Annotated in this window: 23 protein-coding genes; 12 read left to right on the top strand and 11 right to left on the bottom strand. The window is 55.6% G+C overall.

Features of this window, described 5'->3' with window-relative positions; genetic code table 11:
• The first annotated feature begins 3 nt into the window (after positions 1-3).
• The 7 genes from AC6I8X_RS16655 to AC6I8X_RS16625 all read left to right on the top strand — a co-directional run bounded on the left by AC6I8X_RS16655 (position 4) and on the right by AC6I8X_RS16625 (position 5,662).
• Entirely contained in the window at positions 4-1,464 is a 1,461-nt protein-coding gene (locus AC6I8X_RS16655; RefSeq protein WP_497840140.1) for an NAD(P)-binding domain-containing protein, read from the top strand.
• The gene (locus AC6I8X_RS16650; protein ID WP_497840139.1) at positions 1,461-1,943 is read left to right on the top strand and encodes a CMD domain-containing protein; all 483 of its coding nucleotides are present in this window, start codon (positions 1,461-1,463) and stop codon (positions 1,941-1,943) included. Before AC6I8X_RS16655 ends, AC6I8X_RS16650 begins: the two co-directional genes overlap by 4 nt.
• Positions 1,940-2,506: a peroxidase-related enzyme gene (locus AC6I8X_RS16645; RefSeq protein WP_299459746.1), complete on the top strand. Its 567-nt coding sequence runs from the start codon at positions 1,940-1,942 to the stop codon at positions 2,504-2,506. Before AC6I8X_RS16650 ends, AC6I8X_RS16645 begins: the two co-directional genes overlap by 4 nt.
• A gap of 31 nt (positions 2,507-2,537) precedes the next feature.
• Positions 2,538-3,275, top strand: coding sequence for an amino acid ABC transporter ATP-binding protein (locus AC6I8X_RS16640; RefSeq protein ID WP_084876659.1), 738 nt, complete (start codon positions 2,538-2,540; stop codon positions 3,273-3,275).
• Positions 3,276-3,295: 20 nt separating this feature from the next.
• Entirely contained in the window at positions 3,296-4,114 is an 819-nt protein-coding gene (locus AC6I8X_RS16635; RefSeq protein WP_313682060.1) for a transporter substrate-binding domain-containing protein, read from the top strand.
• 143 nt (positions 4,115-4,257) lie between these two features.
• Positions 4,258-4,950 carry an amino acid ABC transporter permease gene (locus tag AC6I8X_RS16630; protein ID WP_313682071.1) on the top strand — a complete coding sequence of 231 codons (693 nt, stop codon included), beginning with the start codon at positions 4,258-4,260 and terminating at the stop codon, positions 4,948-4,950.
• 19 nt (positions 4,951-4,969) lie between these two features.
• Entirely contained in the window at positions 4,970-5,662 is a 693-nt protein-coding gene (locus tag AC6I8X_RS16625) for an amino acid ABC transporter permease (protein ID WP_313682062.1), read from the top strand.
• 99 nt (positions 5,663-5,761) lie between these two features.
• Here the strand turns inward: AC6I8X_RS16625 and AC6I8X_RS16620 are convergent, their stop codons facing one another.
• From AC6I8X_RS16620 to uxuA, 3 genes are all read right to left on the bottom strand, one after another.
• Entirely contained in the window at positions 5,762-7,006 is a 1,245-nt protein-coding gene (locus AC6I8X_RS16620) for an LVIVD repeat-containing protein (protein ID WP_497840138.1), read from the bottom strand.
• Positions 7,007-7,014: 8 nt separating this feature from the next.
• Positions 7,015-8,073, bottom strand: a complete 1,059-nt coding sequence (locus AC6I8X_RS16615; RefSeq protein WP_313682066.1) for a sugar ABC transporter substrate-binding protein — start codon at positions 8,071-8,073, stop codon at positions 7,015-7,017.
• Positions 8,074-8,335: 262 nt separating this feature from the next.
• Positions 8,336-9,400, bottom strand: a complete 1,065-nt coding sequence (gene uxuA / locus AC6I8X_RS16610; protein ID WP_497840137.1) for a mannonate dehydratase — start codon at positions 9,398-9,400, stop codon at positions 8,336-8,338.
• Between the two features lie 367 nt (positions 9,401-9,767).
• On the opposite strand from uxuA, the gene AC6I8X_RS16605 reads away from it, so the two are divergent.
• Both AC6I8X_RS16605 and AC6I8X_RS16600 read left to right on the top strand, forming a co-directional pair.
• On the top strand, positions 9,768-10,715 hold the full coding sequence (locus AC6I8X_RS16605; protein WP_299459762.1) for a sensor domain-containing diguanylate cyclase: 948 nt from the start codon (positions 9,768-9,770) through the stop codon (positions 10,713-10,715).
• Between the two features lie 245 nt (positions 10,716-10,960).
• Positions 10,961-12,949, top strand: a complete 1,989-nt coding sequence (locus AC6I8X_RS16600; RefSeq protein WP_497840136.1) for a hypothetical protein — start codon at positions 10,961-10,963, stop codon at positions 12,947-12,949.
• A 105-nt stretch (positions 12,950-13,054) separates the two neighbouring features.
• On the opposite strand, the gene AC6I8X_RS16595 is transcribed toward AC6I8X_RS16600, so the two are convergent.
• Both AC6I8X_RS16595 and AC6I8X_RS16590 read right to left on the bottom strand, forming a co-directional pair.
• Positions 13,055-14,923: an amidohydrolase gene (locus tag AC6I8X_RS16595; protein WP_497840135.1), complete on the bottom strand. Its 1,869-nt coding sequence runs from the start codon at positions 14,921-14,923 to the stop codon at positions 13,055-13,057.
• Positions 14,924-14,941: 18 nt separating this feature from the next.
• Positions 14,942-15,502 (bottom strand): antibiotic biosynthesis monooxygenase, encoded by a 561-nt coding sequence (locus AC6I8X_RS16590; RefSeq protein ID WP_208716437.1) that lies wholly within the window; start codon positions 15,500-15,502, stop codon positions 14,942-14,944.
• Positions 15,503-15,635: 133 nt separating this feature from the next.
• On the opposite strand from AC6I8X_RS16590, the gene AC6I8X_RS16585 reads away from it, so the two are divergent.
• Complete coding sequence (locus AC6I8X_RS16585; protein WP_497840134.1) at positions 15,636-16,550, top strand: LysR family transcriptional regulator; 915 nt, start codon at positions 15,636-15,638, stop codon at positions 16,548-16,550.
• Here AC6I8X_RS16585 and AC6I8X_RS16580 read toward each other — a convergent pair.
• Positions 16,547-18,133 carry an MFS transporter gene (locus AC6I8X_RS16580; protein ID WP_313685635.1) on the bottom strand — a complete coding sequence of 529 codons (1,587 nt, stop codon included), beginning with the start codon at positions 18,131-18,133 and terminating at the stop codon, positions 16,547-16,549. The genes AC6I8X_RS16585 and AC6I8X_RS16580 overlap by 4 nt on opposite strands.
• Before the next feature lie 217 nt (positions 18,134-18,350).
• Here AC6I8X_RS16580 and AC6I8X_RS16575 point away from each other — a divergent pair, with 217 nt between their 5' ends.
• A complete protein-coding gene (locus AC6I8X_RS16575; RefSeq protein ID WP_313685633.1) occupies positions 18,351-19,172 on the top strand; it encodes an alpha/beta fold hydrolase in 822 nt (273 codons plus the stop codon).
• 80 nt (positions 19,173-19,252) lie between these two features.
• Here AC6I8X_RS16575 and treF read toward each other — a convergent pair whose 3' ends face one another.
• From treF to AC6I8X_RS16555, 4 genes are all read right to left on the bottom strand, one after another.
• Complete coding sequence (gene treF / locus AC6I8X_RS16570; protein ID WP_497841049.1) at positions 19,253-20,911, bottom strand: alpha,alpha-trehalase TreF; 1,659 nt, start codon at positions 20,909-20,911, stop codon at positions 19,253-19,255.
• A gap of 314 nt (positions 20,912-21,225) precedes the next feature.
• On the bottom strand, positions 21,226-22,329 hold the full coding sequence (locus AC6I8X_RS16565) for an NADH:flavin oxidoreductase/NADH oxidase (protein ID WP_313685631.1): 1,104 nt from the start codon (positions 22,327-22,329) through the stop codon (positions 21,226-21,228).
• A gap of 18 nt (positions 22,330-22,347) precedes the next feature.
• Positions 22,348-23,298 (bottom strand): zinc-binding dehydrogenase, encoded by a 951-nt coding sequence (locus AC6I8X_RS16560; protein WP_313685629.1) that lies wholly within the window; start codon positions 23,296-23,298, stop codon positions 22,348-22,350.
• Complete coding sequence (locus AC6I8X_RS16555) at positions 23,291-23,791, bottom strand: lactoylglutathione lyase family protein (RefSeq protein WP_310616006.1); 501 nt, start codon at positions 23,789-23,791, stop codon at positions 23,291-23,293. The genes AC6I8X_RS16560 and AC6I8X_RS16555 overlap by 8 nt, the downstream gene beginning before the upstream one ends.
• A gap of 94 nt (positions 23,792-23,885) precedes the next feature.
• On the opposite strand from AC6I8X_RS16555, the gene AC6I8X_RS16550 reads away from it, so the two are divergent.
• Positions 23,886-24,752 (top strand): LysR family transcriptional regulator, encoded by an 867-nt coding sequence (locus tag AC6I8X_RS16550; protein WP_497840133.1) that lies wholly within the window; start codon positions 23,886-23,888, stop codon positions 24,750-24,752.
• 56 nt (positions 24,753-24,808) lie between these two features.
• Here AC6I8X_RS16550 and AC6I8X_RS16545 read toward each other — a convergent pair whose 3' ends face one another.
• Positions 24,809-25,663 (bottom strand): SDR family oxidoreductase, encoded by an 855-nt coding sequence (locus AC6I8X_RS16545; RefSeq protein WP_313685624.1) that lies wholly within the window; start codon positions 25,661-25,663, stop codon positions 24,809-24,811.
• Positions 25,664-25,732: the final 69 nt, after the last annotated feature.

The raw sequence follows: 25,732 nt of genomic DNA, 5'->3' as shown, positions 1-25,732 counted from the left end.
ACCATGACGACAGCAGCACAGCCCAGCGGTCTTACCGCGCTTGAAGCACAGCTTCAGCAGGATCTCGAATTCCTCGAATTACCGGCCAAAGCCTGGGTGCCTGCGCGCACTCACCATGGTGCGCCGGTACGCGATGTCGTCGTGATTGGTGGAGGGATGTGCGGGCTGGCCGCGACGGCAAAATTGCTGCTGACCGGCATCACTAACGTGGTGGCGTATGATGCCGCCCCGGCCGGGCTGGAAGGGCCGTGGGTTACCTTTGCCCGCATGGAGACACTGCGCTCGCCCAAAAGCCTGCATGGCCCCTCACTCGGCTTGCCGCAGCTGACCTTCCGCGCCTGGTTTACCGCGCAGTGGGGCGCTGAGGCCTGGCAGGCGCTGGACAAAATCCCTAAAGATCAGTGGATGGATTACCTGATCTGGTATCGCAAGGTGCTGAATCTGCCGGTGCGCAACAACGTGCGCATGACAGCCATCGCCGCTGAAGGTGACCTGATTGCGCTGGATCTCACCGGTGCCGAAACCGGCCGCGTTTATACGCGCCGTCTGGTGCTGGCGACCGGGCGCTCGGGCCTTGGTGATTTTGCCGTACCGGACTTTTTGCAGGGCATCGATCGCAAATTCTGGGCGCATTCGGCTGATGACATCGATTTTTCCGCATTGCAGGGCAAGCGGGTGGCGGTAATTGGTGCCGGAGCCTCCTCCATGGACAACGCCGCGACGGCGCTGGAAAACGGTGCGGGCGCGGTGGATCTGCTGATTCGCCGCCAGCAGATGCCGCGCATCAACAAGATGACCGGCATCGGCAGCCAGGGCGTAGTGCATGGGATGCATCAGTTGCCGGACGCGTGGAAGTGGAAATTTGTTGATTACACCGCCTCGACGCAAACGCCGCCGCCACGTTCCTCCACGCTACGCGTCTCACGTCATGCCAATGCGCGTTTCTTCCTCGATTGCGGCATCAATGCCGTGAAACAGCAAGCCGATGGCCTGGTGATTGAAACCACCCAGGGCGCGTTGCATTACGACTATCTGATCGCGGCGACCGGTTTTACCAACGATTTTAACGGTCGCCCTGAGTTTGCTGCCATCGCGCCGTATATCCGCAGCTGGGCCGATGGGCGCTACCAGGCAGAGATGGGTGCCGCGCGCACCAGCATGCTGGAAGCGCCGGATCTGGGGCCAGCCTTTGAGTTCCGTGAGCGCGAGCCGGGCAGCTGTCCGCTGCTGGCGCATATCCATTGTTTCAACGATGCGGCGATGCTGACGCACGGCAAAGTGTCTGGCGATATTCCGGCGGTCAGCGCCGGTGCCGACCGCCTGGTGCGTGGCATTGCGGCTTCACTGTTCGCCGAGGATGTTGAGCAGCACTTCGACAGCCTGATGGCTTTTGACACCCCTGAATTGCAGGGCGATGAATGGGTGGATTCCACACCCTTACTCAAACAGGAGAATGCGTTGTGATCGACGCCATTGATCAGTCCGCGGGGCTGACACCAGAGGATGAACTGTATCGTGCCCGCCGTTTTCGCCCGGAGTTTGTTGATGGTGCCGAGCAATGCCGCCAGTCGGTATTGGCTCCACAACAGGATCAGGGACTGGCTGCCGATCTGCGTGTGGCGCTGGCACATCGCATGGCTGCGCTCAATGGTGATGCGCATCTGCTGGCTGACTACGCCGCCCAGCTGGCACAGCTGTCTCCCTCCGCTGCGCTGCTGGCACTGGCAAACGGTGAGACGGATTTGGCCGAGCCGCTGGCGACCATTGCCCGCCACGCTGACCTGGTCACCAACACCCCGTTTGCCGCCGAGGCCAGCCATATCCGTCTGCTGGAGCTGGCCGGGTTGAACAATCCGCAAATTGTGGCGTTGTCTGAACTGATCGCCTTCGTTAATTTCCAGACGCGTGTGGTGTCCGGTTTACGTTTGATGAGGTCCGTATGATTCCGTTAGTCAGCCTCAAACCGTTGCACTGGCATCCTTATATCACCCCGGTTGATGTCGCTGAGGCCACACCGGAGCAGCTCGACGCGATGAAGGTGACGCCATCAAATAAGAAGATCTCCGATTATGTGCGCACTCTGGCGCACGACCCGGAGAGTTACACCGCGCGCACCGTGCTGTTCAACGCCATTATGTATGTCGATGGCGGGCTGGATCGGGCCGATCGTGAACTGGGTGCGTTAGGCGCTTCCATCGTAAACGGCTGCAAATATTGCGCCGTGGTGCACGCCCGTCGCCATGCGCAGCTAACCAAAAGCGATGCGCTGGTGAGTGCGCTTTACTTTGACAAAGCTGACACCCTCGGCCCGCGTGATGCGGCCATCTATCGTTTTGCCCGTCGTTTATCGGTCACGCCATCAGAGGCAACAGCGGAAGATGTGGCTGCGCTGCGTGAACAGGGGATGGACGACCACGAAATTATCGACCTGATCCACGCCATCGCCATCTTTGGCTGGGCCAACCGTTTGATGCACGTGCTCGGCCACGCCAGCATTGAGAAATAACCGTCTTTCACCCGCAAGGACATGAACACAAATGCTTGAACTCAAAGATATTAAGCTGTCTTACGGGAGCACGCCGATCCTGAAAGGGGTCGATCTCTCGGTAAAGCGTGGTGACGTGGTATCGATTATCGGCCCGAGCGGCACCGGTAAAACCACGCTGCTGCGCTGCATTAACTACCTGGCAAAACCAACGTCAGGCAGCATCACGTTTGACCAGATTGCGATGGATTATCAGTCGCCGGACAAAGCCGCGATTCAGGCCATCCGTCTGCGTACCGCGATGGTTTTCCAGCAGTTCAACGTGTTCAAAAATATGACGGTGATTGAAAACGTGATGGACCCGCTGATCGCGGTGCAGCGTAAATCGAAGCAGGAAGCGCGCGCTATCGCTGTGCAGGAGCTGGATCGGGTCGGCCTCGGTGGTAAGCAGGATCACTATCCCTCTCAGCTTTCCGGTGGTCAGCTGCAACGTACCGGCATTGCGCGTGCGCTGGCGCTGCGCCCGGATGTGATGTTGTTCGATGAACCCACTTCCTCGCTCGACCCTGAGCTGGTGGGAGAAGTGTTGAAGGTGATTAAAGACGTGACGTCTTCCGGCATTACATCGCTGCTGGTGACGCATGAAATGCAGTTTGCCAAAAGTATCTCCAACCGCATTGTGTTTATGGATCAGGGTGTTGTCGCGGCGCAGGGTAGCCCGACAGAGATTTTCGATAACCCGAGCCTGCCACGCCTTGCACAGTTCCTCAATTCAGAACACGTACTCTAATAATTACAGGAATCAAAGACATGCCTGCAATCAAAACAACATTACGTCGCCTGGCAATGCCGGGTATCGTGACCATCGCATTACTCAGTGCTGCCACCAGCTATGCGGAATCGGTGCGCACCATCAAAATCGCCACCGCAGCAGAATCCAAGCCGCTGTCGTGGGGCGCTATCGGCGTTGAACCGCAGGGTTATGAGCCGGATGTACTGAAAGCCATCAACGCGAAACTGCCCCAGTACAAATTTGTTATGGAAGGTGCGGCGGATATCGCTCAGGAAACCGGTCTGGCAACCGGCAAATATGATATGGCGACAGGCGGCTACTACAAGGCTCCGGCGCGTAGCAAACAGTTCCTGATCCCCGATAATCCGATCGGTGCCAGCCTGATGAAGATCTACAGCCGTAAAGACAGCAATATCAACGGCATGAAGGATCTGGTTGGTAAGAATATCGTTCCGGTAACCGCCGGTGGTGGCGTCTACAAGTTTGTTATGCAGTGGCAGCAGGAAAACCCGAGTGACAAGGTAGACATCAAAGCCTCCAGCGCCGGTGTGCCTTATCCGGACCGCCTGAAAGAAGTACAGAACGGCAAATATGATGCGCTGATTCTGCCTTCCAACCTCGGTGAGCAAACCGTTATCGACAACCAGAAGTTGGCGATCAAAGCCAGTGAGCCGGTTGCCATTAACAACACCTACGTCCTGATTCACCGCTCTGACGAGAACAAAAAGCTGAATGACGATGTGAACGAGGCGCTGAAAGAGCTGAAAGCGGACGGCACGCTCGATAAGTTGTCACAGAAGTGGTTCGGCGAAGATATCGTCAAGTACATGAAATAACCGGTTCACCTGAAACCTTCGTTTCCGTAGCGGCGCGATTTATCGCGCAATCTTTTAAAAGATGCGCGATAAATCGCGCCGCTACACCAATGCGTGTAACGCAGATATTTTTTCAGGAGTGTTTCACAGTGAATCTTTCGACCATGATTCCCGAGCTACTGTCGGCTTTGCCGTTAACGCTCGCCATTATGTTGGTCGCGATGATTGTCGGCTTTGTGCTGGCACTGATCGCGACAACCTTCCGTGTGCGTCGTATCGCAGTGGTAAGCCAGCTGGCTGATCTCTACGTCTCCTACGCGCGCAGTGTTCCGGTGGTGCTGCAACTCTTTGTGGCATTTTATGGCCTGCCGTTGGTGCTGGAGTCGTTCGGCGTGGGCGATTTTATGTCGGCTACGGTGGCGTCGATGGTGGGCCTGAGCCTGTACCACGGCGGCTATCTCTCCGAAGTGATGCGTCCGGCGTTTCTGGCCGTGGAGCGCGGCCAGCATGATGCCGCTGACAGCATGGGCTACAGCTTCCGGCAGAAAATGTGGCGCATCGTCGGACCGCAGGCGCTGCATATCGGGCTGCCTGGCTACGGCAATGCCATCATCTACCTGATCCACAACGTGGCGCTGGTGATGTATATCGGCGCGGCCGATGTGATGGCAACCGCGCATCTGATCATGGAGCGTGATTACAACCAGTATCAGTTCGGCACTTATCTGGTGCTGGCGGTGCTTTATTCACTGCTCTGCCTGGTTGCCTGGCTGATCGTCCGTTTCTTCGAGCAACGTCATGCCAAATACAACTCGAAAACGGCAGCCAGCTCGGTGAAGTTCACCGCCAGCGTCTGACAGAGAGAGAACACCGATTATGTTTGATATTGAGGTTTTGCTGCCGGACTTCTGGAGCATTCTGGATGCGGTACCGGTTACGTTGGCGATGGCTATTACCGTGTTTATCTGTTCCACGCTGATTGGCGGCTTGTTCGCCTTTGTGGAGCATAAGCGCCTGCCGGTGCTGCGTCAGCTGGTGCTGGCGTACAAAATTGCCTTCAAAGGTGTGCCGATGGTGGTGGTGATTTTCCTGGCTTATTACGGCCTGCCACCGGCGCTGCATTTCATTGCCACGCTGTGTGGCGTTGAAGTGAATGCCCACTCGTTGCCGAACTGGGTGATCATCATCGTGGCGCTGAGTGCCTGCGTGGCGGCGTTCCAGGCTGAGGTGTGGAAAGGGGCTCTGAACTCGTTTGATAGCGGACAGTCGGATGCGGCGCAGTCGCTGGGTTATACCGGCGGCCAGCTCTTCCGTCGGGTGATGTTCCCGCAAATTATCGTGGCGGCAATCCCGGACCTGGCGAACGCCTTTATGGTGATCATGAAAGCGCTGTCGCTGGCCTTTGCCATCGAAGTGGTGGATATCTTCGCTCAGGCACAGCTCACCGCCGCGCTGAACTTCTACTATCTGGAAGCCTTCCTGATTGCGGTGGTGTTCTACATGGTGATTGCCTATGTGGTCACTAAGATCGCCGATATCATCGAAGCGAAGTTGCGGATACGCAGCTGATACTGCAAATGCGCGATGAATCGCGCCGCTACAAACGTACAGGCCCCGTAGCGGCGTGATTTATCGCGCATGAAAACACGGGCCACAATGCCCCTTTTTCTACCCCAGATACTCAATAATCGACAGTCCACCGTTGTAATCGGTGCTGTAGATAATCCCTCCGGCATCGACAAACACATCACAACTCTGAATCACCTGCGGACGATCGGGTCGGGTATCCATCATGCGTGCCGGAGCGGCGGGTACCAGCGCACCGGTTTCTTTCGGCTGATAAGGATTGGAGATGTCATAGGCGCGTACGCCAGCATTTTGATAAGTGGCGAAAATCAGCGTGTCGCTGACAAAGCTACCGGGTCGATTTTCATGCAGATTATGCGGGCCAAAATGGGCACCCTTTGCCACGTAATCGCGCTCATCCGGCTGGGGAAAGGTAGCGATGCTCACCGGGTTGGCGGGTGCGCGAATATCAAACAGCCAAATCAGCTTCTCGCCATCCTGCTGGTTATCCAGCACCGCTTCGTCCAGCACCACCAGCAGATTGCGTGTTGGTAGCGGCAATGCGGTATGGGTGCCACCGCCAAACGGCGGACTCCAGTTGCGATGGCTGATTAACCGCGGTGCCGTACGATCGCTGACATCCAGCAACGTTAATCCGCCGTCGCGCCAGCAGCCATAGGCGGTATCCCCGCTGATAATGGCGTGGTGCAAGGCATAACGTTTGCCTTCCGGCCAGTCTGGCGTCTCGCCCCCGGCGGTGTGCATTCCGGGCAGCCACCAGCGCCCGGCCACCGCAGGACGTTGTGGATCGGCTAAATCGATGGTCAGCAAAATGTAATCGCTGAACCCCTCAATCAACGCAGAGACGTAGGCCCAGCGTCCGCCGACATACCAGATACGGTGAATCCCGATACCCTCGAGCGCGAGAAAGGCGATTTCACGCGGTTGCGCCGGGGAAGAGATATCAAAAATCCGCAGCCCGGATTGCCAGCTTTTTTCCTGAATATCTGCCGTGGTCTGCCCCACCGCACGGGTGTAATAGACTTTCTCATCGGCGAAGCGGGCATCGGCAAACAGATCGCGGGCGTTGATCACCAGCAGCAAATCGTCGTGCGCCTGCAAATGCACGTTCCAGGTACCGGGTGGTGCGGCAACAAAATTTACGGTTTTGGGCTGACGTGCATCGCGCACGTCAATCACGCTAAAGCCTTGTGAGACCATATGGCCGACATAGGCAAAGCCGCGATGCACCATCACCTGAACGCCATCCGGGCGGCCGCCCTGATCGCTGTGACCAATCAGCCGCATATTGCGGCTGTATTCCGGAGTGGGGAGCGACGAAGTCATGTTCGGCCTCACTGCGCGTTGGCGGCGAGGGTGGCGAACCAGGGCGCGACAAAATCACTGCTCTGACCCCAGCCGGGAATCACCTTTTGCAGTGCGGCAACGTTGGCGGCTCCGGGCTGGCCGGTTACCAGTGCCTGTGGAATGGCGGCGGCTTTAAAGTCATAGCTGGCCGGAGTGGTTTCTCCCGCCAGCTTCAGGGCAATCAGGCGCATATTAACGGCTCCAATCAGCTTCGGATCGACCGCCACGCTGACCTTCCACGGGCTGTTTTTTTCGCGCATCAGCTGCAAATCGCCGTTGGAGATATCGATGCTGTAGAGTTTGATTTCGGTGCGTCCATTCTCCTGCAACGCCTTATACGCGCCCTGGCTAAAGGCATCCCAGGTGCCCCAGATAGCGTCGATTTTCCCCTTTGGGTATTTCGCCAGCAGCGCGCCGACTTTGTTGGCGGTATCGCCCTGCACATCGGCAGAGACGGCCCCCACCGACTCCAGTTCATGAATTCCCGGGTTGGCCTTCTGGATCTGCTCCCAGGCTGCCTGACGGCGTTCCATCGGTGGGAAGCCCGCGACCCACAATTTGATGATATTGGCTTTGCCGTTGAAGTCTTTGATCAGCGGTTGCAGCGATTGCTCAGTCAGCGAAGCATCATCCTGCTGCGTTACCGTGACGCCTGCGGGGGCGTTATCCACCGCGGTATCGAACACCGACAGCGCGATGCCGCTGGCATGAATACGTTTAACCAAATCGGTGGAATAGGGTGCGCGGCCCTGGGACAGGATAATACCGTCATATTTCTGGCTGATGGCCTGGTTCACGAAATCCTGGAAACGCGCATCGTCACCCTGGCTCAAAAAGGTGCTGACTTTAAAGCCCAGTTGTTTGCCCTGCTGAATGGCTCCGGCGACAAACTGGGTGGTGTTATCGTCCGAACCGAGATTGCGAATTACCGCCACCCGAATCGGTCCCTGATGATGTGCCAGTGGCGCGGGAAGCGGTGCCTGTGCGGCGCTGACGGCTGAGCTGAGCAGGCTCAGCGTCAAAAAGGGTACGGCCAATGATTTCATGCAATTTCCCCGAATAAGATGGATGAGACGACTTTGCGCACCGCCGGTTTTTATTGTGGTTGGCGGGCGTTCTGAGCGGATTTTTCATCCTCTGCACGAGGTTGGCAATCAAGGAAAAGGCATAAGTAATGCCAGATAAATCATTAGGTTTGCGGATGGGGCATTGGGGGGAAAGATAAAACCGCGCGATAAATCTCGCCGCTACAACCAGGTGCAGAATCTGTAGCGGCGCGATTTATCGCGCATGTCGGGGGAGAAAAGCTTAACGTTTACTCAGTGCTTCCCACAGGCCCAGCAGATAGGTGGTGCCGAGCGCGCGGTCATAGAGTCCATAGCCCGGACGGCCGGTTTCGCCCCAGATAAAGCGGCCATGATCGGAACGGATATAGCCGTCAAAACCGTTGTCGTACATCGACTTCATTACCTGGTACATATCCAGCGATCCGTACTCGGTGGGATGGGCACACTCGTAGAAATCTTTGTCCTGAATGATTTTGATATTGCGCACATGGGCGAATGGGATACGTTGGCGGCGTGAGAATTCGGCCAGAATCGCATACACATCATTCTGCGGATCTTCGGCAATCGACCCGGTGCACAGGGTAATGCAGTTAGCTGGCGAATCGACCACGTTACAGATCCAGTCGAGATCGTCACGATTTTTCACCACGCGCGGCAGGCCGAAAATGGAGTACGGCGGATCATCCGGGTGGATCGCCATCTTCACGCCAACTTCTTCACATACCGGGATCACTGCTTTGAGGAAATACGCCAGGTTTTCACGCAGCTTCGCATCATCCACCCCTTCGTACTGGGCAAACAGATCCTGCACTTTCGCCAGACGCTCAGGTTCCCAACCCGGCAGAGCAAAACCGTTAGCGCTGCCCAGCACCTCCTGCACCACTTCATCGAGGCTTTTATCGATACCTTTTTTCTCGAACGCCATGGTGATGGAGCCGTCTGGCAGCACGTAGTTCATCTCGGTCTTCATCCAGTCGAATACCGGCATGAAGTTATAGCAAATCACCTTTACGCCGACTTCGGCCAGGTTGCGGATGCTCTGCTTATAATTCTCGATATAGCCATCGCGGCTTGGCAGTCCGATCTTGATGTCGTCATGAATATTGACGCTTTCGATCACTTCCACTGTCAGCCCGGCAGCCTGTGCCTGATCCACCAGCGCTTTAATCTTATCCTTCGGCCAGGTTTCACCCACTGGCACATCGTACAGCGCGCCGACGATACCCCGGACACCCGGAACCTGGCGAATATATTCCAGCGAAACCTTATCTTCTTTCGGACCAAACCAACGCATTGTCAGCTGCATAATGTCATCCACCGTCATCGTGTCTGTGAGAACTGATAAACTACCATTCTAGTATTCATGATGACAGCACCCTGCAGCGATCAACCCATGATCGTCGTCACAGAACCGCATTTATCCTGCGCGAGGGAGAGTGTGCGCACACCTGAACCCATGTTGGCGAGAATTCAATCCTAATCAGAACTTAGAAATGTCTGATCCACTACCATAAAATGTTAAAAACAGCGTGGTTAACTGCGATTAGTCAGCTATTAAGGGTTAACCTCTCATTTTCCGGCAATTTACCGCTGCTAATCGGCTTTTTACCTGGATCATTTACAGAATATTCCTGGCAGGCACAATAAACCTTATTTCTCTCCCTCCATAAATCATGTCCGATGAAGCGCTGCTCCAGCAGATTCAAAACCTGAAAAAGCATAATTCGCGACTAAAGCGTATCGCGCATGATGCCCGCAATAAGCTCAGTGCTGCGCTTGATGGCACCGGGCTGTGTTTGTGGCAGCTGGATATTCCCAGCGGCAAACTGGTTATTTTTAACCGGCGCTGGGGAGCGATGCTGGGTTTCCAGCCGAAAGAGCTGAGCGCGAAGTTTGAAGTCTGGCGTGAACACCTGCATCCCGAGGATGCCGATGAGGTGCTGAAGGCGTTTTACGATCATATCGAAGGTCGCGCGCCTTATTATGAAGCCCTGCATCGCATGATCGCCAAAAGCGGCAAAATTACCTGGGTACTGGATCGTGGGCGCGTCACCGAATGGGATGAGCAGGGTAATCCGATGAAGGTAACGGGCACCCATATCGATATGACCAAAGAGAAGAATTATGAGGCGCAGCTTTCGACACTGGCCAATCACGATCCGCTCACCGGTCTCACCAATCGCCACGCGTTGTTAACCCACTTTAGCCAGATAAAAAAGCAGGGGCCGCTGTGTGTGGCCTATATCGACCTGGATAACTTCAAACACGTCAATGACACCCTGGGACACCGCAGTGGCGATGAAGTATTGATTCAGCTTAGCCAGCGTATGCGCGACGCCGTGCCGCCGAACGTGGTGATTGGTCGTATTGGCGGTGATGAGTTTGTGTTGCTGATGCCGTTTCTGATCGACTATCCCAAAGTGCGTATCATGGCGCAGGCGGTACTGGATGCGGCACTCGCACCATTTGAACTGGATAACGGTATGGCGCAGATTGGCGCCTCAATCGGTATTGCCCAGGTGCAGGAGCATGATGATTTCACTGCTGCGTTGACGCGCGCCGATGAAGCTATGTACAGCATCAAAAAGAATGGTAAGCAGGGATTTGGTTTAGTCCCGTAATGGCGTGATTTATTGCCTGACAAAATGGCTGATTTCATATTTCACTCAGAAACCCGGGGATGATTGATCCGGATTATCATCTTTTTTATATATCACTCATGACATCATTATGATTTAGTAACGCGTGTTTTTCATCTCATTCCCTCTGCCTGTCATTATCTTATTTAGTGGATAAGATGTCATTCTGGCACCGACAGGGGAATCCTTATGCTAAATAAAATCGCGAAAAGTAATGGAGAAATAATATGTCGGAGTTTGCTATTGGTTCTTTTCCCGTCGCTCAAGAGTCCGGGCAAGCAGAAAATGTGACGCCTGCATCGGCGGTTAATATCACGAACACCAATACAAGCATGTTTTCAAATAACCGGGTTAATGAAAAAGGCGTGCATGCCAGAGAGGTTTGTCACGATAAAGTATTTTCGGGTTGTGACACAGAGAAAAACTTTTATGAAAACATCGTGTTTTTGGATGCGCGATTCACGGAGCCTCGTTTTGAAAAGCCGATTTTATTCAGAAATTGCACCTTCGCTGCGAGTAAACAACCATTGCAGGAAACATTCCAGCTTCCGGACATGAAAGGTGTGGTCTGGGATAATGTTACGCTTGATGGTCGCTGTAACGAGGAACGATCGCTTATTCCCTGCCATCGTCTGTCTTATGCGGTAATAAAAAATAGTACCCTGAAAGATCTGGTGTTTTCTGGCGCTAAAAATAAAGCACTGATAGATACCGACTTTACCGGCACTCACATGACAGATGTCGCGTTCATAGGAGAAGAAAGGAAACCATTCGAATTAAGAAATGTTAAGTTTAATGACATCAATGCCAGAAATCTGGAGATGAGAAATCTCCGTTGCAGAGACAACGTCCGTTTTACCAATGCAAAAATTGATGGTTTGCTTTTATCCCAGCCGGTTGATTTCAGAGATGCAGGATTTGGTTTTTATATACCGGGCAGTATCCTGTTAAGTCAGAAGCATGTTTCTGACTGGCCAAAGATATTTGATTATCTCTGCGATGATAATCATCCCAGATACCCCGCTATTCTTTTATCTTCCCTGAACACGATAATTAATTTTGAGCTACAGCGTGATGCGAAAGAGCAGGTGGTGCAGTTTTTTTCTGACCGTCCTGAACTCAATCAGGCGCTGCTCCACTCGGGTTCATTACGGCAATCCATGTTGTCTTATATGATAAAAATGTCTGCTCACTCAAATAAAATAAAGGATTTTCTGGAGCAGGCGCTCATCAGATATCACAGCCATGCGCTGTTAAGAGAGAGTGACAAAGCGAATATCACCACGGTACTCCGTAACATCGATGTGCAGCGCCTGGTGGACTATCAATTTTTGGTTAACCAATTACCGGAGTTACGCCAAGTGATGAATGCGCAATCTCCGATAAAAGAATTTATGGATTATGCCCGTCAGTTCAATAAGTCCAGAGCGGATGGCGTGATTTTCTATTCTGCTGAATCTGAGCAGGCAATTTTTATACCGATTGATGGGTTTGAAAAATTAATTGCTGAGCAGGTGATGCCTCAGCATTACCTGTTGTTATCCCGCAACCGCGCGGATAATAGCATAACGCATATCCCTCACGCCGTTGAGAATTTCAACGCAGCACTGGAAAATTTCCCTACCCTTGAAGCACTGTGGAAGGGTAATGGCAGAAGGCTGATCGGGGTTATTCTTGGCCTGGTGGCTGTTCCGGAATATTTTACTGGCGAGCAAAGGGAAGGGGCATCACGTTTGGGTAACCAGATGATCAATCTGCTGACCAAAGCCAATCACGAGAGATTAAATCTCGAAGCGGCTGATGATGTTTATCTGTTAAAAAGTCTCCTCACAGGCTTCACTGACAGTGAAAAAAGACAGGCACTGACCGAACTGGCGCGTAGCAGTCTGGCTCTGGAACAGTACGGCCTCTCTGCCGATCAGGAGCAGGCTGTGGCGGCGATAGTACTGGCGAAAACATTTACCAACCTGTTTTCAGCGACCCATTGCAGCACCGATGAGGCCATTCGAGGTTGGCTGCTCGAATTTGCACAGCAATTTCTGCTTGATGCGCATCATTACTGCCCGAACAACGTGCCTGAAGATGGGGTAAATGTTGTCCTTTCGCAAGTCGATCGGCCTGCTGCGGCGTTATTTCTTCTGGATACGCTTCAGTTCAATGGAGAAAACGGCGCAGCTATCGCCAGGTTAATCCAGCAACATAGCCCGGTGTTTTGATTCAGGGCTGATGTTCCCGCTGGCCGCCGGGTTGTTTCTACCCGTTGTGCGATAAAATCAGTGCAGCCAGGTCGCCATTCAGGGCGGCCTGGCGTTTGGTCACCCTCAAAACGCGAAGCAGGAACAGCCCAGCGCGCCCCAGAAGGCATTGTTATCGGAGACTGGCACCGACGACTGGCGAGCAACATCATGGGCATGGCTGTGCACACCGCATGGGCCGCTGCACTGATGCACCTTCGGCATCATTGCGGCACGTCCCGCTACCTGCGGCGGTGCGCTGCGATAATGACCCGGCACTGTCACCACCGGTGACCACTCCGGCAACACTGGCACCGGTGGCGGTGCCAGCGGGGTAAAGCTGCCCGCAGCGTACACTACATCACCATCAACCAGGGTCAGTACCGATTCAATCCCTTTGACCTCTTCTTCCGGCACGCTGAAGAAATCTTTCGATAGCAGCACCAAATCCGCCAGTTGTCCGACCTTGATCTCACCTTTGGCGCTCTGCTCGCTGGAGAACCAGGCGCTGCCTTTGGTCCACAGCATCAGCGCGGTTTCGCGGTCGATACGGGCGTTATCATCATACAACTGCATACCGCCAACGGTGCGGCCGGAAACCAGCCAGTACAGCGCCGTCCATGGGTTATAGCTGGCGACGCGAGTGGCATCAGTACCCAGACCTACCGGCACCTCAGCATCCAGCATGCGTGCGACCGGTGGTGTTTGTTTCGCAGCTTGTTTGCCGTAGCGATCAACAAAATATTCGCCCTGGAACGCCATGCGGTGCTGCACCGCGATACCACCGCCCAGTGCCTTAACCCGTTCGATATTGGCTTCGGTGATGGTTTCTGCGTGATCGAAGAACCAGTGCAGGCCGTTAAACGGAATATCGCGGTTTACTTTCTCGAACACATCCAGCATTCGGCTGATGGATTCGTTATAGGTGGCGTGCAGGCGGAACGGCCAGCGGTGCTCTACCAGGTGGCGCACCACGCGCTCCAGTTCGTCTTCCATACCGGGGGCCAGGTCCGGGCGCGGTTCGAGGAAGTCCTCAAAATCCGCCGCAGAGAACACCAGCATTTCCCCTGCGCCGTTGTGACGCAGAAAGTTAGTGCCCTGGCCCGGCTTCAGCATATCGGTCCACTTTTCAAAATCTTCCAGCTCATGGCCGGGACGCTGAGTAAACAGGTTATAGGCGATGCGTACTGTCAGCTGCTTTTTGGCATGCAGCTCAGAAATCACATCGTAATCATCGGGATAGTTCTGGAAACCGCCGCCAGCATCAATCGCGCTGGTCAGGCCAAGGCGATTCAGCTCGCGCATAAACTGACGGGTGGAATTCACCTGTTGTTCCAGTGGCAGCTTCGGACCTTTTGCCAGCGTGGCATAAAGCAGCATGGCGTTGGGACGGGCGATCAGCATCCCGGTCGGGTTGCCGTTGCTGTCGCGCTGGATCTCACCACCCGGCGGGTTCGGCGTGTCTTTGGTGTAACCCACCACTTTTAGCGCAGCACGGTTGAGCAGGGCACGGTCATACAGATGCAGGATAAATACTGGCGTGTCCGGCGCGGCAGCGTTGATTTCGTCCAGCGTTGGCATGCGACGTTCGGCAAACTGGAATTCAGTCCAGCCGCCGACCACGCGTACCCACTGCGGTGATGGCGTACGCAGGGCCTGCTCGCGCAGCATACGCAGCGCATCTGCCAGCGACGGCACGCCTTCCCAGCGCAGTTCCAGATTGTAGTTCAGGCCGCCACGAATCAGGTGCAGGTGTGAATCGTTGAGGCCGGGAATGCCGGTGTGGCCTTTGGCATCGATAATTTGCGTGTGGCTTCCGGCAAAGCGCATCACTTCCGCTTCGCTCCCCACGGCGAGGAACTTGCCATCTTTAATCGCGACGGCGGTTGCCAGTGGATTGGCGCGGTCAACAGTATGGAATTTGCCGTTGGTCAAAATCAGTGAAGCAGTGGTCATGTGTCTTCTCCTGTCAGATTATGCTTTGCTGCCAATCAGCCATTGTTTCAACACGCGAGTCAGCAGTGGCATCCACAGGAAAACCACTAACGCCACGACGCTGGCATTGTCGAGAAAATTCCCCCACAGCGTGCCGTGGCTGACAGGCAACACCGTATTCCAGAACCAGGGGACGAGGTTGGCTGAGGGAAAAATCACCCCCAGCGTGAGTAAGTATTGTTTCCATTTGGCGGGTTTGACCTGGCCTTTTTGCGTCGGAGTAAACCAGAACGCGGCGCCAGGGCGAACTTCAATATGTTCCGGCTGGGCGAGGATGGCAGGCAGCTCTTTCACCAGTTCCTGACGGGCCGGGGATTTCAGCCAGGCATACAACTCATCCATGCCAATAAAGCGAATCAGCACGGTGTAGGCGTTATCGCCGTGTACCGGGCGCAGCACGTTTACCCCAAGGTGTCCAGGAAAGCTGGCGGCCTGCGGCATGATAGTTTCGAGCCACTTTTCGTAGTCGGCCTGCTTCTCTGGCTGGATGCTGTGGGTGATCACCAGCGTGACATGATGAGCCTGTTGTGAATATTTCATGGTCTGTTCCTCGGTGCGTCTCGCGGGTGAAAGTGCTTGCGTCGTTGAGGAAAAAAATACGAAATGAGAGCGTTTATTGATAACGGATTGTTTTTGGGTTGTTGTTCAACAAATTTTGGGGAGGGGGTAAGGAATGCGTTTGAACCTCGAAGCGCTGCTGATTCTGGATGCGCTCGATCGTCACGGCACCTTCGCCGCAGCGGCGGCAAGGCTGTTTAAAACCGCGTCAGCGCTGAGTTATACCGTGCAGAAAATGGAAAGCGATCTGAAAATCACGCTGCTGGATCGTTCCGGCCATCGCGCGACTTTTACGCCGACCGGCCGTCTGATGCTGGAAAAAGGCCGCACGTTATTACGTGCGGTGAACGAGCTGGAGCAGCAGGCGCGCTACGTGGAAAGCGGCTGGGAGAGCCAGCTGGTGGTAAGTGTCGATGCCTCAGTGCCGTTTAGCCTGCTGACCCCGCTGATTGATGAATTCTATCAGCAGCATTCGCATACCCAGCTCCAGTTCCGCCATGATGTGCTGGCTGGTTGCTGGGAAGCCCTGCATTACGGCGAGGCAGACATCGTGTTTGGCGCGGTACAGGAACCGGCGACGCGCAAAGAGATTGGCTGTCAGCCGCTCGGCTGGCTGGAGTATGTGTTTGCCGTCGCGCCAGAACATCCGCTGGCTGTGGCCCCTGAGCCGCTGCTGCGCGAACAAATTCGCCAGTATCGGGCAGTGACGGTGCATGATTCTTCACGCCACAGTGCGGGTATTGATTTACGCGTGCTGGATGAGCAGAAGACGTTGAGTGTGCATGATTTCCCGTCCAAATTGCAGGCGCAGCTTGCCGGACTGGGCTGCGGTTATCTGCCTCGCTATCTGGCAGAGCCGCATTTGCGCAGTGGCGCGTTGGTGGAACGTCAGCTGGATAGCGAATGTCGTCGCGATATGGCGTATCTGGCATGGAATGAAAGTGCGAATGGTAATGCGGCAACCTGGTGGCGTGAGCGCTTGCTCACGCTGCCAGGTCTGCATGATATCTATCTGCCTGTCTCAACTTAAATCGAAATGTGGTGGCTGACCTGCGGCGGTTCGTCACCCTGATGATATTGCAGCACCGCCTGTTGCAGCTCCACATCGGCGTGGGAGACGCGCTGATGCTGGCGCAGGTGTTCCTGCCACGATTCCACCAGGAACCATTCCAGCAACGCGGTGGGATCGTCGCTCTGTTCCATCAATCCCCAGGCATAGGCCCCGTCACGGCGACGTGCGGCGGCCAGTTTGCGCATCGCCCGTTTGAAGTCTGCACGATCGGACTGCGGCACCTGATAACGCACCTGAATCATCACCGGACCACGACGCACATCCACCTCATCGCTCACCACCGGTTCGGCCCAGCGCTGTGCGGGTTGCAGATCGGCCTCCCCGGCAGGCAACACCAGGCGTTTCAGCAGCAGGGCGGTGATCAGTAAGGTCACACCCGCCAGCAGCAGGGTATTCGCCAGCCCGATATGCTGGGCAACTAACCCCCAGACCAGGCTGCCACCCGCCAGCGTGCCGTTGAATACCATCAGATACACCGCCAGACCCCGTCCACGCACCCAATCCGGCAGCACCGCCTGCGCCACGCCGTTCAGGGTGGTCAGGGCGATAATCCAGCCAACACCCAGCAACACCATCAGCAGCAACGCCAGCCATTGCGGCGGGCTGAATGCCAGCGCCAGCATCACCACCGCACTGAGCAGCGCCGAGAGCAGCAGCAGGCCATCGTTGCCCATATGCAGACGAAAACGGGGCAACAGCAGCGCACCGGCAATCGCACCGGCACCGACCGCACCCAGCAGCAGGCCGTAAAACCCGGCAGTACCGTGCAGCATATTACGCGCCACCAGCGGCAGCAGCGCCCAGATGGCACTGGCGAAGGCGAAGTAACACGCGGCGCGCAGCAACACACGGTGCAAATCGCGGCTGGCGCGGACATAGCGCAGCCCGGCACGGAAGGCACCGAAGAAGTGTTCATTCAACTCAGTTTTGGCTTTGGCCGGACGCTTCCAGTACAGCAGCGCGGCAACCACGAAGAAGTAACTGGCGACATCTGCGCCGTAAGCTGCCATCGCGCCGAAACTGGCCAGCAACAGGCCACCGGTGGCAGGGCCGATAGCACGCGCGATATTGATGCCGAGTGAATTCAGCGCCACGGCGTTTTTCAGTTCATGGCGCGGCACCAGCTCCGGCACAATCGCCTGCCACGCCGGGCCAAACAGTGCGGCACCGACGCCGCCGACAAAGGTCAGGCCGATCAACCATTCGGTGGTCAGCCAGTTGTTATGCGACAGCACCAGCAAGGTACCGCTGACGCTGGCCATCAGGATCTGCACGGCAATCAGTAAACGGCGACGGTCAACGATATCGGACAGCACGCCCGCAGGCAGCGCCAGCAGGAACACCGGCAGGGTGGCGGCGGTTTGCATCAATGCCACGGCGGCCGGGTTATCAGACAATCCGGTGACCAGCCAGGCGCTGGCGACATCGCGGATAAAGCTGCCGGTGTTGCCTAAGACTGAAGCGGTCCAGATCAGGGCAAATAGCCCGTAGGCGAAGGGGGAAAAGGCACTGCTGCGTGCGGTTACAGGCGGTTGGCTCATGGTCAATCTCCGATAAGGTTGCGATGACTGCACATTACGAAGCCTGGCTGATGGTTGATAGCGGAAAAAATCGGCCAACTTGTCCAGGCTTTTTTGACAGGTGCAGAACGCAAAAAAGTTTGAACAAGTCGTCAAAAACTCTGCTTTAGGTTTTTCCGTAGACCACGGGTAGTTTGATTAGCGAGACACAACATTACTCACCTGACGGAGAAAAATTATGAGCACTTTCAAGACTAAAGACGGCGTAAACCTGTATTACAAAGACTGGGGCAAAGGCCAACCGGTACTGTTCAGCCACGGCTGGCCGCTGGATGCTGACATGTGGGATAGCCAGATGAATTTCCTCGCAGAACGTGGCTACCGGGTTATTGCATTTGACCGCCGTGGTTTTGGTCGCTCAGAACAACCGTGGGAAGGTTATGACTACGACACCTTCGCGGATGATATTCATGGCCTGATTGAACACCTGCAACTGGACGATGTCACCCTGGTGGGCTTCTCGATGGGCGGCGGCGATGTGTCACGCTACATTGGCCGTTACGGCACGGCGAAGGTGAAAGGGCTGGTGCTGCTGGGGGCAGTGACACCGATTTTTGGTAAAACCAGCGATCATCCGGAAGGGGTGGAGACCGCGGTATTTGATGGCATTAAAGCGGGATTACGTCAGGACCGTGCGCAGTTTATCAAAGACTTCGCGGTGCCTTTCTATGGTACCAATGCCGGACAGACGGTATCAGAGGGTGTGATGACTCAGACGCTGAATATCGCGCTGCTGGCTTCACTGAAAGGTACGCTGGATTGTGTGACGGCGTTTTCTGAGACCGATTTCCGGGCGGATATCGCTAAAGTGGATGTGCCGACGCTGGTGATTCACGGCAGCAACGACCAGATCGTACCGTTCGAAGCCACCGGTAAACTGGTACACGAGATGATTCCGGGATCAGAGCTGAAAGTGTATGAGAATGGCCCGCACGGTTTCGCGGTGACACACCAGGATCAACTGAACGCCGACCTGCTGGCGTTTTTACAACGTAACTAAACACCCGCGCAATAAATCGCGCCGCTACGGGATTCTGCACACATCGTGTAGCGGTGCGGTTTACCGCGCGTTTCTGGATATCAATCCGCCAGCAAATGCCCGTACATTGCCATTAACCGACGCGTTACACCGTTGGTCCAGCCAAAACCATCCTGCAACGGATACTCACCCCCGCCACCCGGACGGGCACGCTCGCCGCTGATGTCATACTTCTCCACCAGCTTATGATGCAGCGAATAGAAGTTTTTCACCGTGGTCAGCCAGTTAACCGCAATCTCCGTTGCCAGCGTCTCTTCACCGTAGTGATTCAGCCCGACAATGGCCATCCATTGCAGCGGTGCCCAGCCGTTGGGCTTGTCCCACTGCTCGCCGCTTTCCACCATTGAGGTGACCAGGCCACCCTGCGTCAGCAACAGCTGGCGCAACGCCACCGCCTGCAAATGCGCCTGTTCTGGCGTGGCGAGCCCCAGGAACAGCGGCACCACCGCGGCGGCGGTAAAGGCACCAAAACGCTGGCGTCGCCAGTCGTAATCGCGATACACCCCGGCGGTTTTATCCCACAGGTAGCGATGAATGGCGCGTTTGCGCACATCGGCTTTTTTCTGCCATGCCAGCGCCGTCAGTTCCTCACCTTTAGCGTACGACAGGGTGGAAATCATCAGCTCCAGCTTGTAGAGAAACGCATTCAGGTCAACCGGAATGAATTGCGTGGTGCGAATGCTTGCCAGACGATGCGGATCGCGCAACCAGCGTGACGAGTAATCCCAGCCGGAAGCGGCACCGGCACGCAGATCGCGATACACCTCATTCGCCGGGCGGCGCGATTTGCTGGCGGTTTCCACGTCTTCAATCCAGGATTCATCACGCGGTGTGTCGCGGTCATCCCAGTAGCGATTCAGCAACGAACCATCGGGCATACGCACCACATGGCGGTAGGCCTGGTCAGGCATCAGCGAACCGGCACCGTCCATCCAGAACTGGTACTCTTTCATCAGATGGTCCAGATAGCGTTTCGCGCCGCGAATGCCATCCTCTTCAAACAGTTCCACCATCAGCGCAAACACCGGCGGCTGCGAACGGCTGAGATAATAGGTCCGGTTACCATTCGGCACATGGCCGTAGTTATCAATCAGCCAGGCAAAGTTGTCTGCCATATCGCGCAGCAGATCGTCACGACCACTCTCCGCCAGGCCCAGCATGGTGAAGTAGGAGTCCCAGTAGTAGGTCTCCCCGAAACGCCCGCCTGGCACCACATAAGGTTTCGGTAGCGGCAGCAGGGAGGAATGCGGCATATGTTGCTGCGGCATTTTAGTCAGCACCGGCCACAGCTCATCAATATGTTCTGTCAGGGTTTTATCCGGATTAGAAACATAAAAACTTTCATTGCTCTGCGGCAGATAAAAATGGTCATGCACAAATTTGCCGAGATCAAACTCAGCCGAACGTTTGCGGCGGCGATAGCGGATTAAAATATCCAGCGGATCATATTTTGGTGCACAATCCGGGAACGTTTTGCTATCGGCAAATATCCGCGACATTTGCACGTGCTCAAAAAGCTCCATGTATCGATCGGCGGGCGTGAGCGCATCCGGGGCGGGCAGACCTTCAATCAGCTCCGGCTCCGGCTCAGAATCCTGCATGCCCTCAAGGATTAACTCATGAGGATCCTGTTGATACTCCAGTTCCGCATCGCCACGACGCTCTTCGAAAACATTATTTTGCTGGTGGTTAGTATTAATAGCAGCCTCCTGAAAAGTCCCGGTTGCTTAAAGTACAAATTATATATCCCTCATCCCTTAGGGCAACAATGCGAAATATCTATGAACGTAATAAATCATGTCGATGGATCGGTTATTTTGGTGATTTTTTAGGGATTACAAGGCGCTATATTTCAGGAAATGAAAACGGTATCTGAAATGAAGCTATAAATAATCGGACAGAATTATCTGTAAATAAGAAAATCGCCAGGTGATGGCAAAAAAAAGCGGAAAATATTGATCATTTGATGGCAAACGCAACGCGAAAAAATGCGCCCCGACGGGGGCGCACTCGCTTAGTCTTCACTGACCCGATAGCGTTCCAGCCAGTGGGCGTACGGGGCAGGCAGCACCCATGAAGGCTGGTTTTTACCCAGCGCCAGCGCGGCATGATAAGGCCAGTGCGGATTTTTCAGGTGTGCCCGACCGATCATCACCAGGTCCAGCTGGCCTTGTTCAATGGTGGCGTTCGCCACCTGCGGCGTGTCGATGCCCCAGGCTGAGGCCACCGGGATATCGGCTTCACGCCGCACGCGCTCGGCGATCGGGGCCATAAACGGGCTACCCCACGGAATATTGGCGTCCGGGGTGGAAAAGCCCATGCTGACGCTCAGCAGGTCCATGCCGTTGGCGCGCCAGTATTTTGTCAGGGTGATCGCTTCCTGCATCGTCTCTTCGTCGCGACCATCAAATTCCAGCACGCCAAAGCGCGCGGTCAGCGGCAGGTTTTCCGGCCACACGGCACGCACCGCATCAAAGGTTTCGCGCAGGAAACGGCTGCGACCAAATGCATCGCCGCCGTATTCATCGGTACGCTGGTTGGCGTGGACCGAGAAGAAACTCTGCGCCAGATAGCCGTGCGCAAAGTGCAGTTCCAGCCACTCGAAACCGGCGTCACGGGCGCGTTTCGCGGCACTGACAAAGTCATCACGCACGCGTTTGATATCGTCCAGCGTCATGGCTTTGGGCACGCGCGGCAGGTTATTGCCGAAGGCGATGGCGGAGGGGGAAAGGGTGTCCCAGCCGCGTGCATCGTTCTCGCTGATATGATCGTCGCCTTCCCACGGCTTATTGGCGCTGGCTTTACGTCCGGCATGACCAATCTGGATACCCGGTACGGCACCGGCCGCTTTGATTTCCCGCGCGATGCGGGCCAGTTTTTCGGCCTGTGCATCGTTCCACAAACCCAGACAACCCGGGGTGATACGACCTTCCGGCGACACTCCGGTAGCTTCCACAATCACCAGCCCCGCGCCGCCGCGTGCCTGGCTGCTGTAGTGCACGTAGTGCCATTCGTTGCTCAGGCCATCGACCGCGCTGTACTGGCACATTGGCGGAATAGCGATACGGTTACGCAGCGTCACATCTTTCAGTGTGAACGGTGAAAATAACCCTGACATAACAACCCCTTAATATGGTTAAAGCAATATAATTTGTTTGCCGCTGAAGTTACGATGCTGCAACGCCTGTAACTGCGTGGGCAGCTGATCGTAAGGAAAATGCAGCAGCAGTTCGCTGTGTAAGGTGCCCTGCGCGATTTGCGCCAGCATGCGTTCACCTTGCTGGGTCAGTGCGTGCCATTGCTGTGCGTCACCATGAAGATGCAGTGCGCCGAGCGCCACTTCATGTAGCGATAATGCACGACCAAACGGTGTGCAGGGCCACTGTTCTACCCGGCCCTGAATGCACACCAGATGGCCATTTGCCAGCAAGTTACCGGCCAGGCTGGTCGCGTGTTCCGGGCTGACGGCATCAATCACTGCATAGAAGCGCGAGGCATTGTGCAGCGGATCGCTTAAGGTGTACTTCGCACCGAGTGCTTGCAGGCGGGAAAAATGGCGCTCGCTGCTGAGTGTCGTCACCGTAAAACCACGCGCCTGTGCCAGCTGCACCAGAAAGTGACCGACCGATCCCCCGGCACCGGCAATCAGCAATGACGCGCCCGGCTGGGTGGGAACTTTTTCGATGGCCTGCCAGGCGGTTAATGCCGGGCAGGGGAAGGCCGCTGCCGTAGCAAAATCAATAGTATCCGGCAGGCGCATCAGCACCTGGGCGGCAATGGGGGTAAATTCGGCAAAGCTGCCGGGACGTTGCAGGCTCTGATGATAAGCCACACGGGTGCCGAGCCAGCGTTGATCAACATCCGCTCCAATGGCTACCACGGTGCCTGCGCCATCCACACCCGGTACTTTGCCGATTTGGCTATCGAGCACTTTCCAGTCCACCGGATTCAGGCCGATCGCCGCGTTCTGCACCAGCACCTCGCCGGACTGCAAAGGATCCGCAGTCAGATAACGATCCTGGAGATCGTGCGGCGATTTGCCGCCCTGCCAGACCCAGCCACGCCAGTCGTTCGGCACGTTAAACATAGGCACCCGCAGAGTAGGTCAGTTCATAGCTGTGGCTGTAGATCTCAATGATATTGCCGAATGGATCTTCCATATAAACCATGCGATAAGGCTTCTCACCGGGGAAATATTCGCGCACCGGCATACGTTGTTTACCGCCAGCCGCGACGATTTTTTCTGCCAGACCTTCAACATCCGGGTCCTGCACGCAGAAGTGAAACACGCCGGTTTTCCAGTATTCAAAGTTGTTTTCCGGTTTTTCGGCTGCTTTGAATTCAAAGATTTCCACGCCGACACGGTCGCCGGTGGAGAGATGGGCAATGCGGAATTTCTCCCAGCCGCCACCAAATACGTCGCTGCACATCACGCCGATAGCGGAGTCATCTTCCTGGATTTCAGTGGGCGGCATAATCAGATACCAGCCCATCACTTCGGTGTAGAACTTCACGGCCGCGTCGAGATCGGTCACGGACAGGCCGATATGAGAAAAGGTACGAGGATAAGGCGCAGTCATCTGCATTCTCCATGTGTCGAAAAGATCTACAGGCTACTGCGCAACAGGTATAATGAAAACAGTGATTCAGTTATGGTTTTTATAAAATTTCATTATGTTCAATCCACAATGGTTAAAATCCTTCGCCATGCTGGCGGAGCAGGGCAGCTTCACGGAAAGCGCCGATCGTCTGGGGATCACCCAGGCAGCCGTCAGCCAGCATATCCGGCATCTGGAGCAGCAGCTGGGGCCGCTAATCCTACGCAGCAAACGTCCGCTGGAGCTGACGCCCGCCGGGCTGGCGCTGCTGGATTATTGCCAGGAGGTGGATCGCGCCCAGCGCCATCTGACGCTACGGCTGAGCGAAGAGGATGTGACCTGTGGTGAAGTGAGCCTGATTTCACCGGGCAGCATCGGCCTGCGCCTCTATCCACTGCTGCTGGCGTTACAACAGCAGTACCCGGATCTCAGTATCCGACATCGCTTTGCCCCGGATAGCGAGGTGATGGATGCGGTGCTGCATAACCGCTACGAGATGGGGCTGGTTACGCAGAAGCCGGACGATAAACGGCTGGTGGCGGAGAAGTTTGCCGAAGAACCGCTTGAACTGGTGGTGCCAGCGGGCGTGAAGGTGCACGGCTGGGCGGATCTGGAGACGCTGGGTTATATCGATCATCCGGATGGTCAGGCGATGGCGACGCGTTTGCTAAGCCGTCGTTTTCCGGGGAATCCGGGGGTGCGTAATTTGCCGCAACGTGGGTTCAGTAATCAGATCAGTTTGATCCTCGAACCGGTCGCGCGTGGCCTGGGATTTGCGGTGATCCCGCAATCGGCGCGGCTGGCGTTTGCGCAGCCGGAAGCGATCCAGGTGGAAAGCTGTGGCGTGTCGCTGGTGGATACCATCTGGCTGATCCACCGTGCCGAGTGGCCATTGTCGGGCCGTGCCCGCCAGGCACTACAATGGCTGGAAGGTAAGCTGTAGCGACGCGATTTATCTCGCAGGTTTTTCAGCATATTGCGTCGCTACGGATTGTGCGCTTATTTCGCCAGCGCAGCTTTAATGACATCGGCGTAAGGTGTTGTCGCGCGGCCAATCAGCTTGCTCAGCGTTTTGCTGTTATCAAACAGGCCGCCCTGTTCAGCTCCGGCATCGGAGTCCGCCAGCATCTCCGCCAGACCATCCGGCAACCCCGCACCTTTCAGCGCCGCAGCGAATTCCGCCTGCGGCAGATTGATATAATCCACTTTCTCACCAGACTGCTGCGCAATCTCAGCGGCGAATTCTGCCAGTGAGTAGCTCTCGTCGCCGGCCAGTTCATAGATTTTGCCCGCCTGGTCGTCACGGCTGATCACTTCGGCAGCGGCCGCCGCATAATCGGCACGCGCAGCAGATGAGATACGACCTTCGCCGACCGCACCGATAAACACATGATGTGCCAGCGCGGGTGGGATGCTCGCTGCATAGTTTTCGGTGTACCAGCCGTTGCGCAGCAGCGCAAACGGAATACCGGAAGCCTTCAGCTGTGCTTCGGTGGCGCGGTGCTCCACACCAAGGCCGAGGGGGGAGGTGTCGGCATGCAGCAGGCTGGTATAAGCGATAAAACCAACGCCCGCCGCTTTGGCGGCTTCAATTACCGCTTTATGCTGTGCTTCACGCTGTCCGACTTCGCTGGAGGAAATCAGCAGCAGTTTATCCACCCCCGCAAAGGCGCTTTTCAGCGTTTCCGGCTGGCTGTAATCAGCGGTGCGCAGCGTCACGCCCAGCGCGGCCAGGTCTGCGGCTTTTTCCGGTGAACGCACCGCCGCAATCACTTCGCCTGCCGGGACTTTTTTCAGTAATTCGTTGATGACCAGACGACCCAATTGGCCGGTTGCACCTGTAATCGCAATCATGATGTTCTCCTTCAGTTTGAACTGGTATGTCATCATCCTGGCGTATAAACTAACTTTTAGTAAGTACTT

Source organism: Pantoea sp. X-Soil-TKNS-1280 (assembly GCF_059730475.1).
Note: the sequence above shows the minus strand (reverse complement) of the source record. Positions and strands in the feature narration are given on the sequence as shown.

What these genes read in the sequence shown, in the direction of transcription:
- AC6I8X_RS16655 (WP_497840140.1), top strand. Translation starts at nt 4, where the DNA reads ATGACGACAGCAGCACAGCCCAGCGGTCTTACCGCGCTTGAAGCACAG.
- AC6I8X_RS16645 (WP_299459746.1), top strand. Translation starts at nt 1,940, where the DNA reads ATGATTCCGTTAGTCAGCCTCAAACCGTTGCACTGGCATCCTTATATC.
- AC6I8X_RS16640 (WP_084876659.1), top strand. Translation starts at nt 2,538, where the DNA reads ATGCTTGAACTCAAAGATATTAAGCTGTCTTACGGGAGCACGCCGATC.
- AC6I8X_RS16635 (WP_313682060.1), top strand. Translation starts at nt 3,296, where the DNA reads ATGCCTGCAATCAAAACAACATTACGTCGCCTGGCAATGCCGGGTATC.
- AC6I8X_RS16630 (WP_313682071.1), top strand. Translation starts at nt 4,258, where the DNA reads ATGATTCCCGAGCTACTGTCGGCTTTGCCGTTAACGCTCGCCATTATG.
- AC6I8X_RS16625 (WP_313682062.1), top strand. Translation starts at nt 4,970, where the DNA reads ATGTTTGATATTGAGGTTTTGCTGCCGGACTTCTGGAGCATTCTGGAT.
- AC6I8X_RS16620 (WP_497840138.1), bottom strand. Translation starts at nt 7,006, where the DNA reads ATGACTTCGTCGCTCCCCACTCCGGAATACAGCCGCAATATGCGGCTG.
- AC6I8X_RS16615 (WP_313682066.1), bottom strand. Translation starts at nt 8,073, where the DNA reads ATGAAATCATTGGCCGTACCCTTTTTGACGCTGAGCCTGCTCAGCTCA.
- uxuA (WP_497840137.1), bottom strand. Translation starts at nt 9,400, where the DNA reads ATGCAGCTGACAATGCGTTGGTTTGGTCCGAAAGAAGATAAGGTTTCG.
- AC6I8X_RS16605 (WP_299459762.1), top strand. Translation starts at nt 9,768, where the DNA reads ATGTCCGATGAAGCGCTGCTCCAGCAGATTCAAAACCTGAAAAAGCAT.
- AC6I8X_RS16600 (WP_497840136.1), top strand. Translation starts at nt 10,961, where the DNA reads ATGTCGGAGTTTGCTATTGGTTCTTTTCCCGTCGCTCAAGAGTCCGGG.
- AC6I8X_RS16595 (WP_497840135.1), bottom strand. Translation starts at nt 14,923, where the DNA reads ATGACCACTGCTTCACTGATTTTGACCAACGGCAAATTCCATACTGTT.
- AC6I8X_RS16590 (WP_208716437.1), bottom strand. Translation starts at nt 15,502, where the DNA reads ATGAAATATTCACAACAGGCTCATCATGTCACGCTGGTGATCACCCAC.
- AC6I8X_RS16585 (WP_497840134.1), top strand. Translation starts at nt 15,636, where the DNA reads ATGCGTTTGAACCTCGAAGCGCTGCTGATTCTGGATGCGCTCGATCGT.
- AC6I8X_RS16580 (WP_313685635.1), bottom strand. Translation starts at nt 18,133, where the DNA reads ATGAGCCAACCGCCTGTAACCGCACGCAGCAGTGCCTTTTCCCCCTTC.
- AC6I8X_RS16575 (WP_313685633.1), top strand. Translation starts at nt 18,351, where the DNA reads ATGAGCACTTTCAAGACTAAAGACGGCGTAAACCTGTATTACAAAGAC.
- AC6I8X_RS16565 (WP_313685631.1), bottom strand. Translation starts at nt 22,329, where the DNA reads ATGTCAGGGTTATTTTCACCGTTCACACTGAAAGATGTGACGCTGCGT.
- AC6I8X_RS16560 (WP_313685629.1), bottom strand. Translation starts at nt 23,298, where the DNA reads ATGTTTAACGTGCCGAACGACTGGCGTGGCTGGGTCTGGCAGGGCGGC.
- AC6I8X_RS16555 (WP_310616006.1), bottom strand. Translation starts at nt 23,791, where the DNA reads ATGACTGCGCCTTATCCTCGTACCTTTTCTCATATCGGCCTGTCCGTG.
- AC6I8X_RS16550 (WP_497840133.1), top strand. Translation starts at nt 23,886, where the DNA reads ATGTTCAATCCACAATGGTTAAAATCCTTCGCCATGCTGGCGGAGCAG.
- AC6I8X_RS16545 (WP_313685624.1), bottom strand. Translation starts at nt 25,663, where the DNA reads ATGATTGCGATTACAGGTGCAACCGGCCAATTGGGTCGTCTGGTCATC.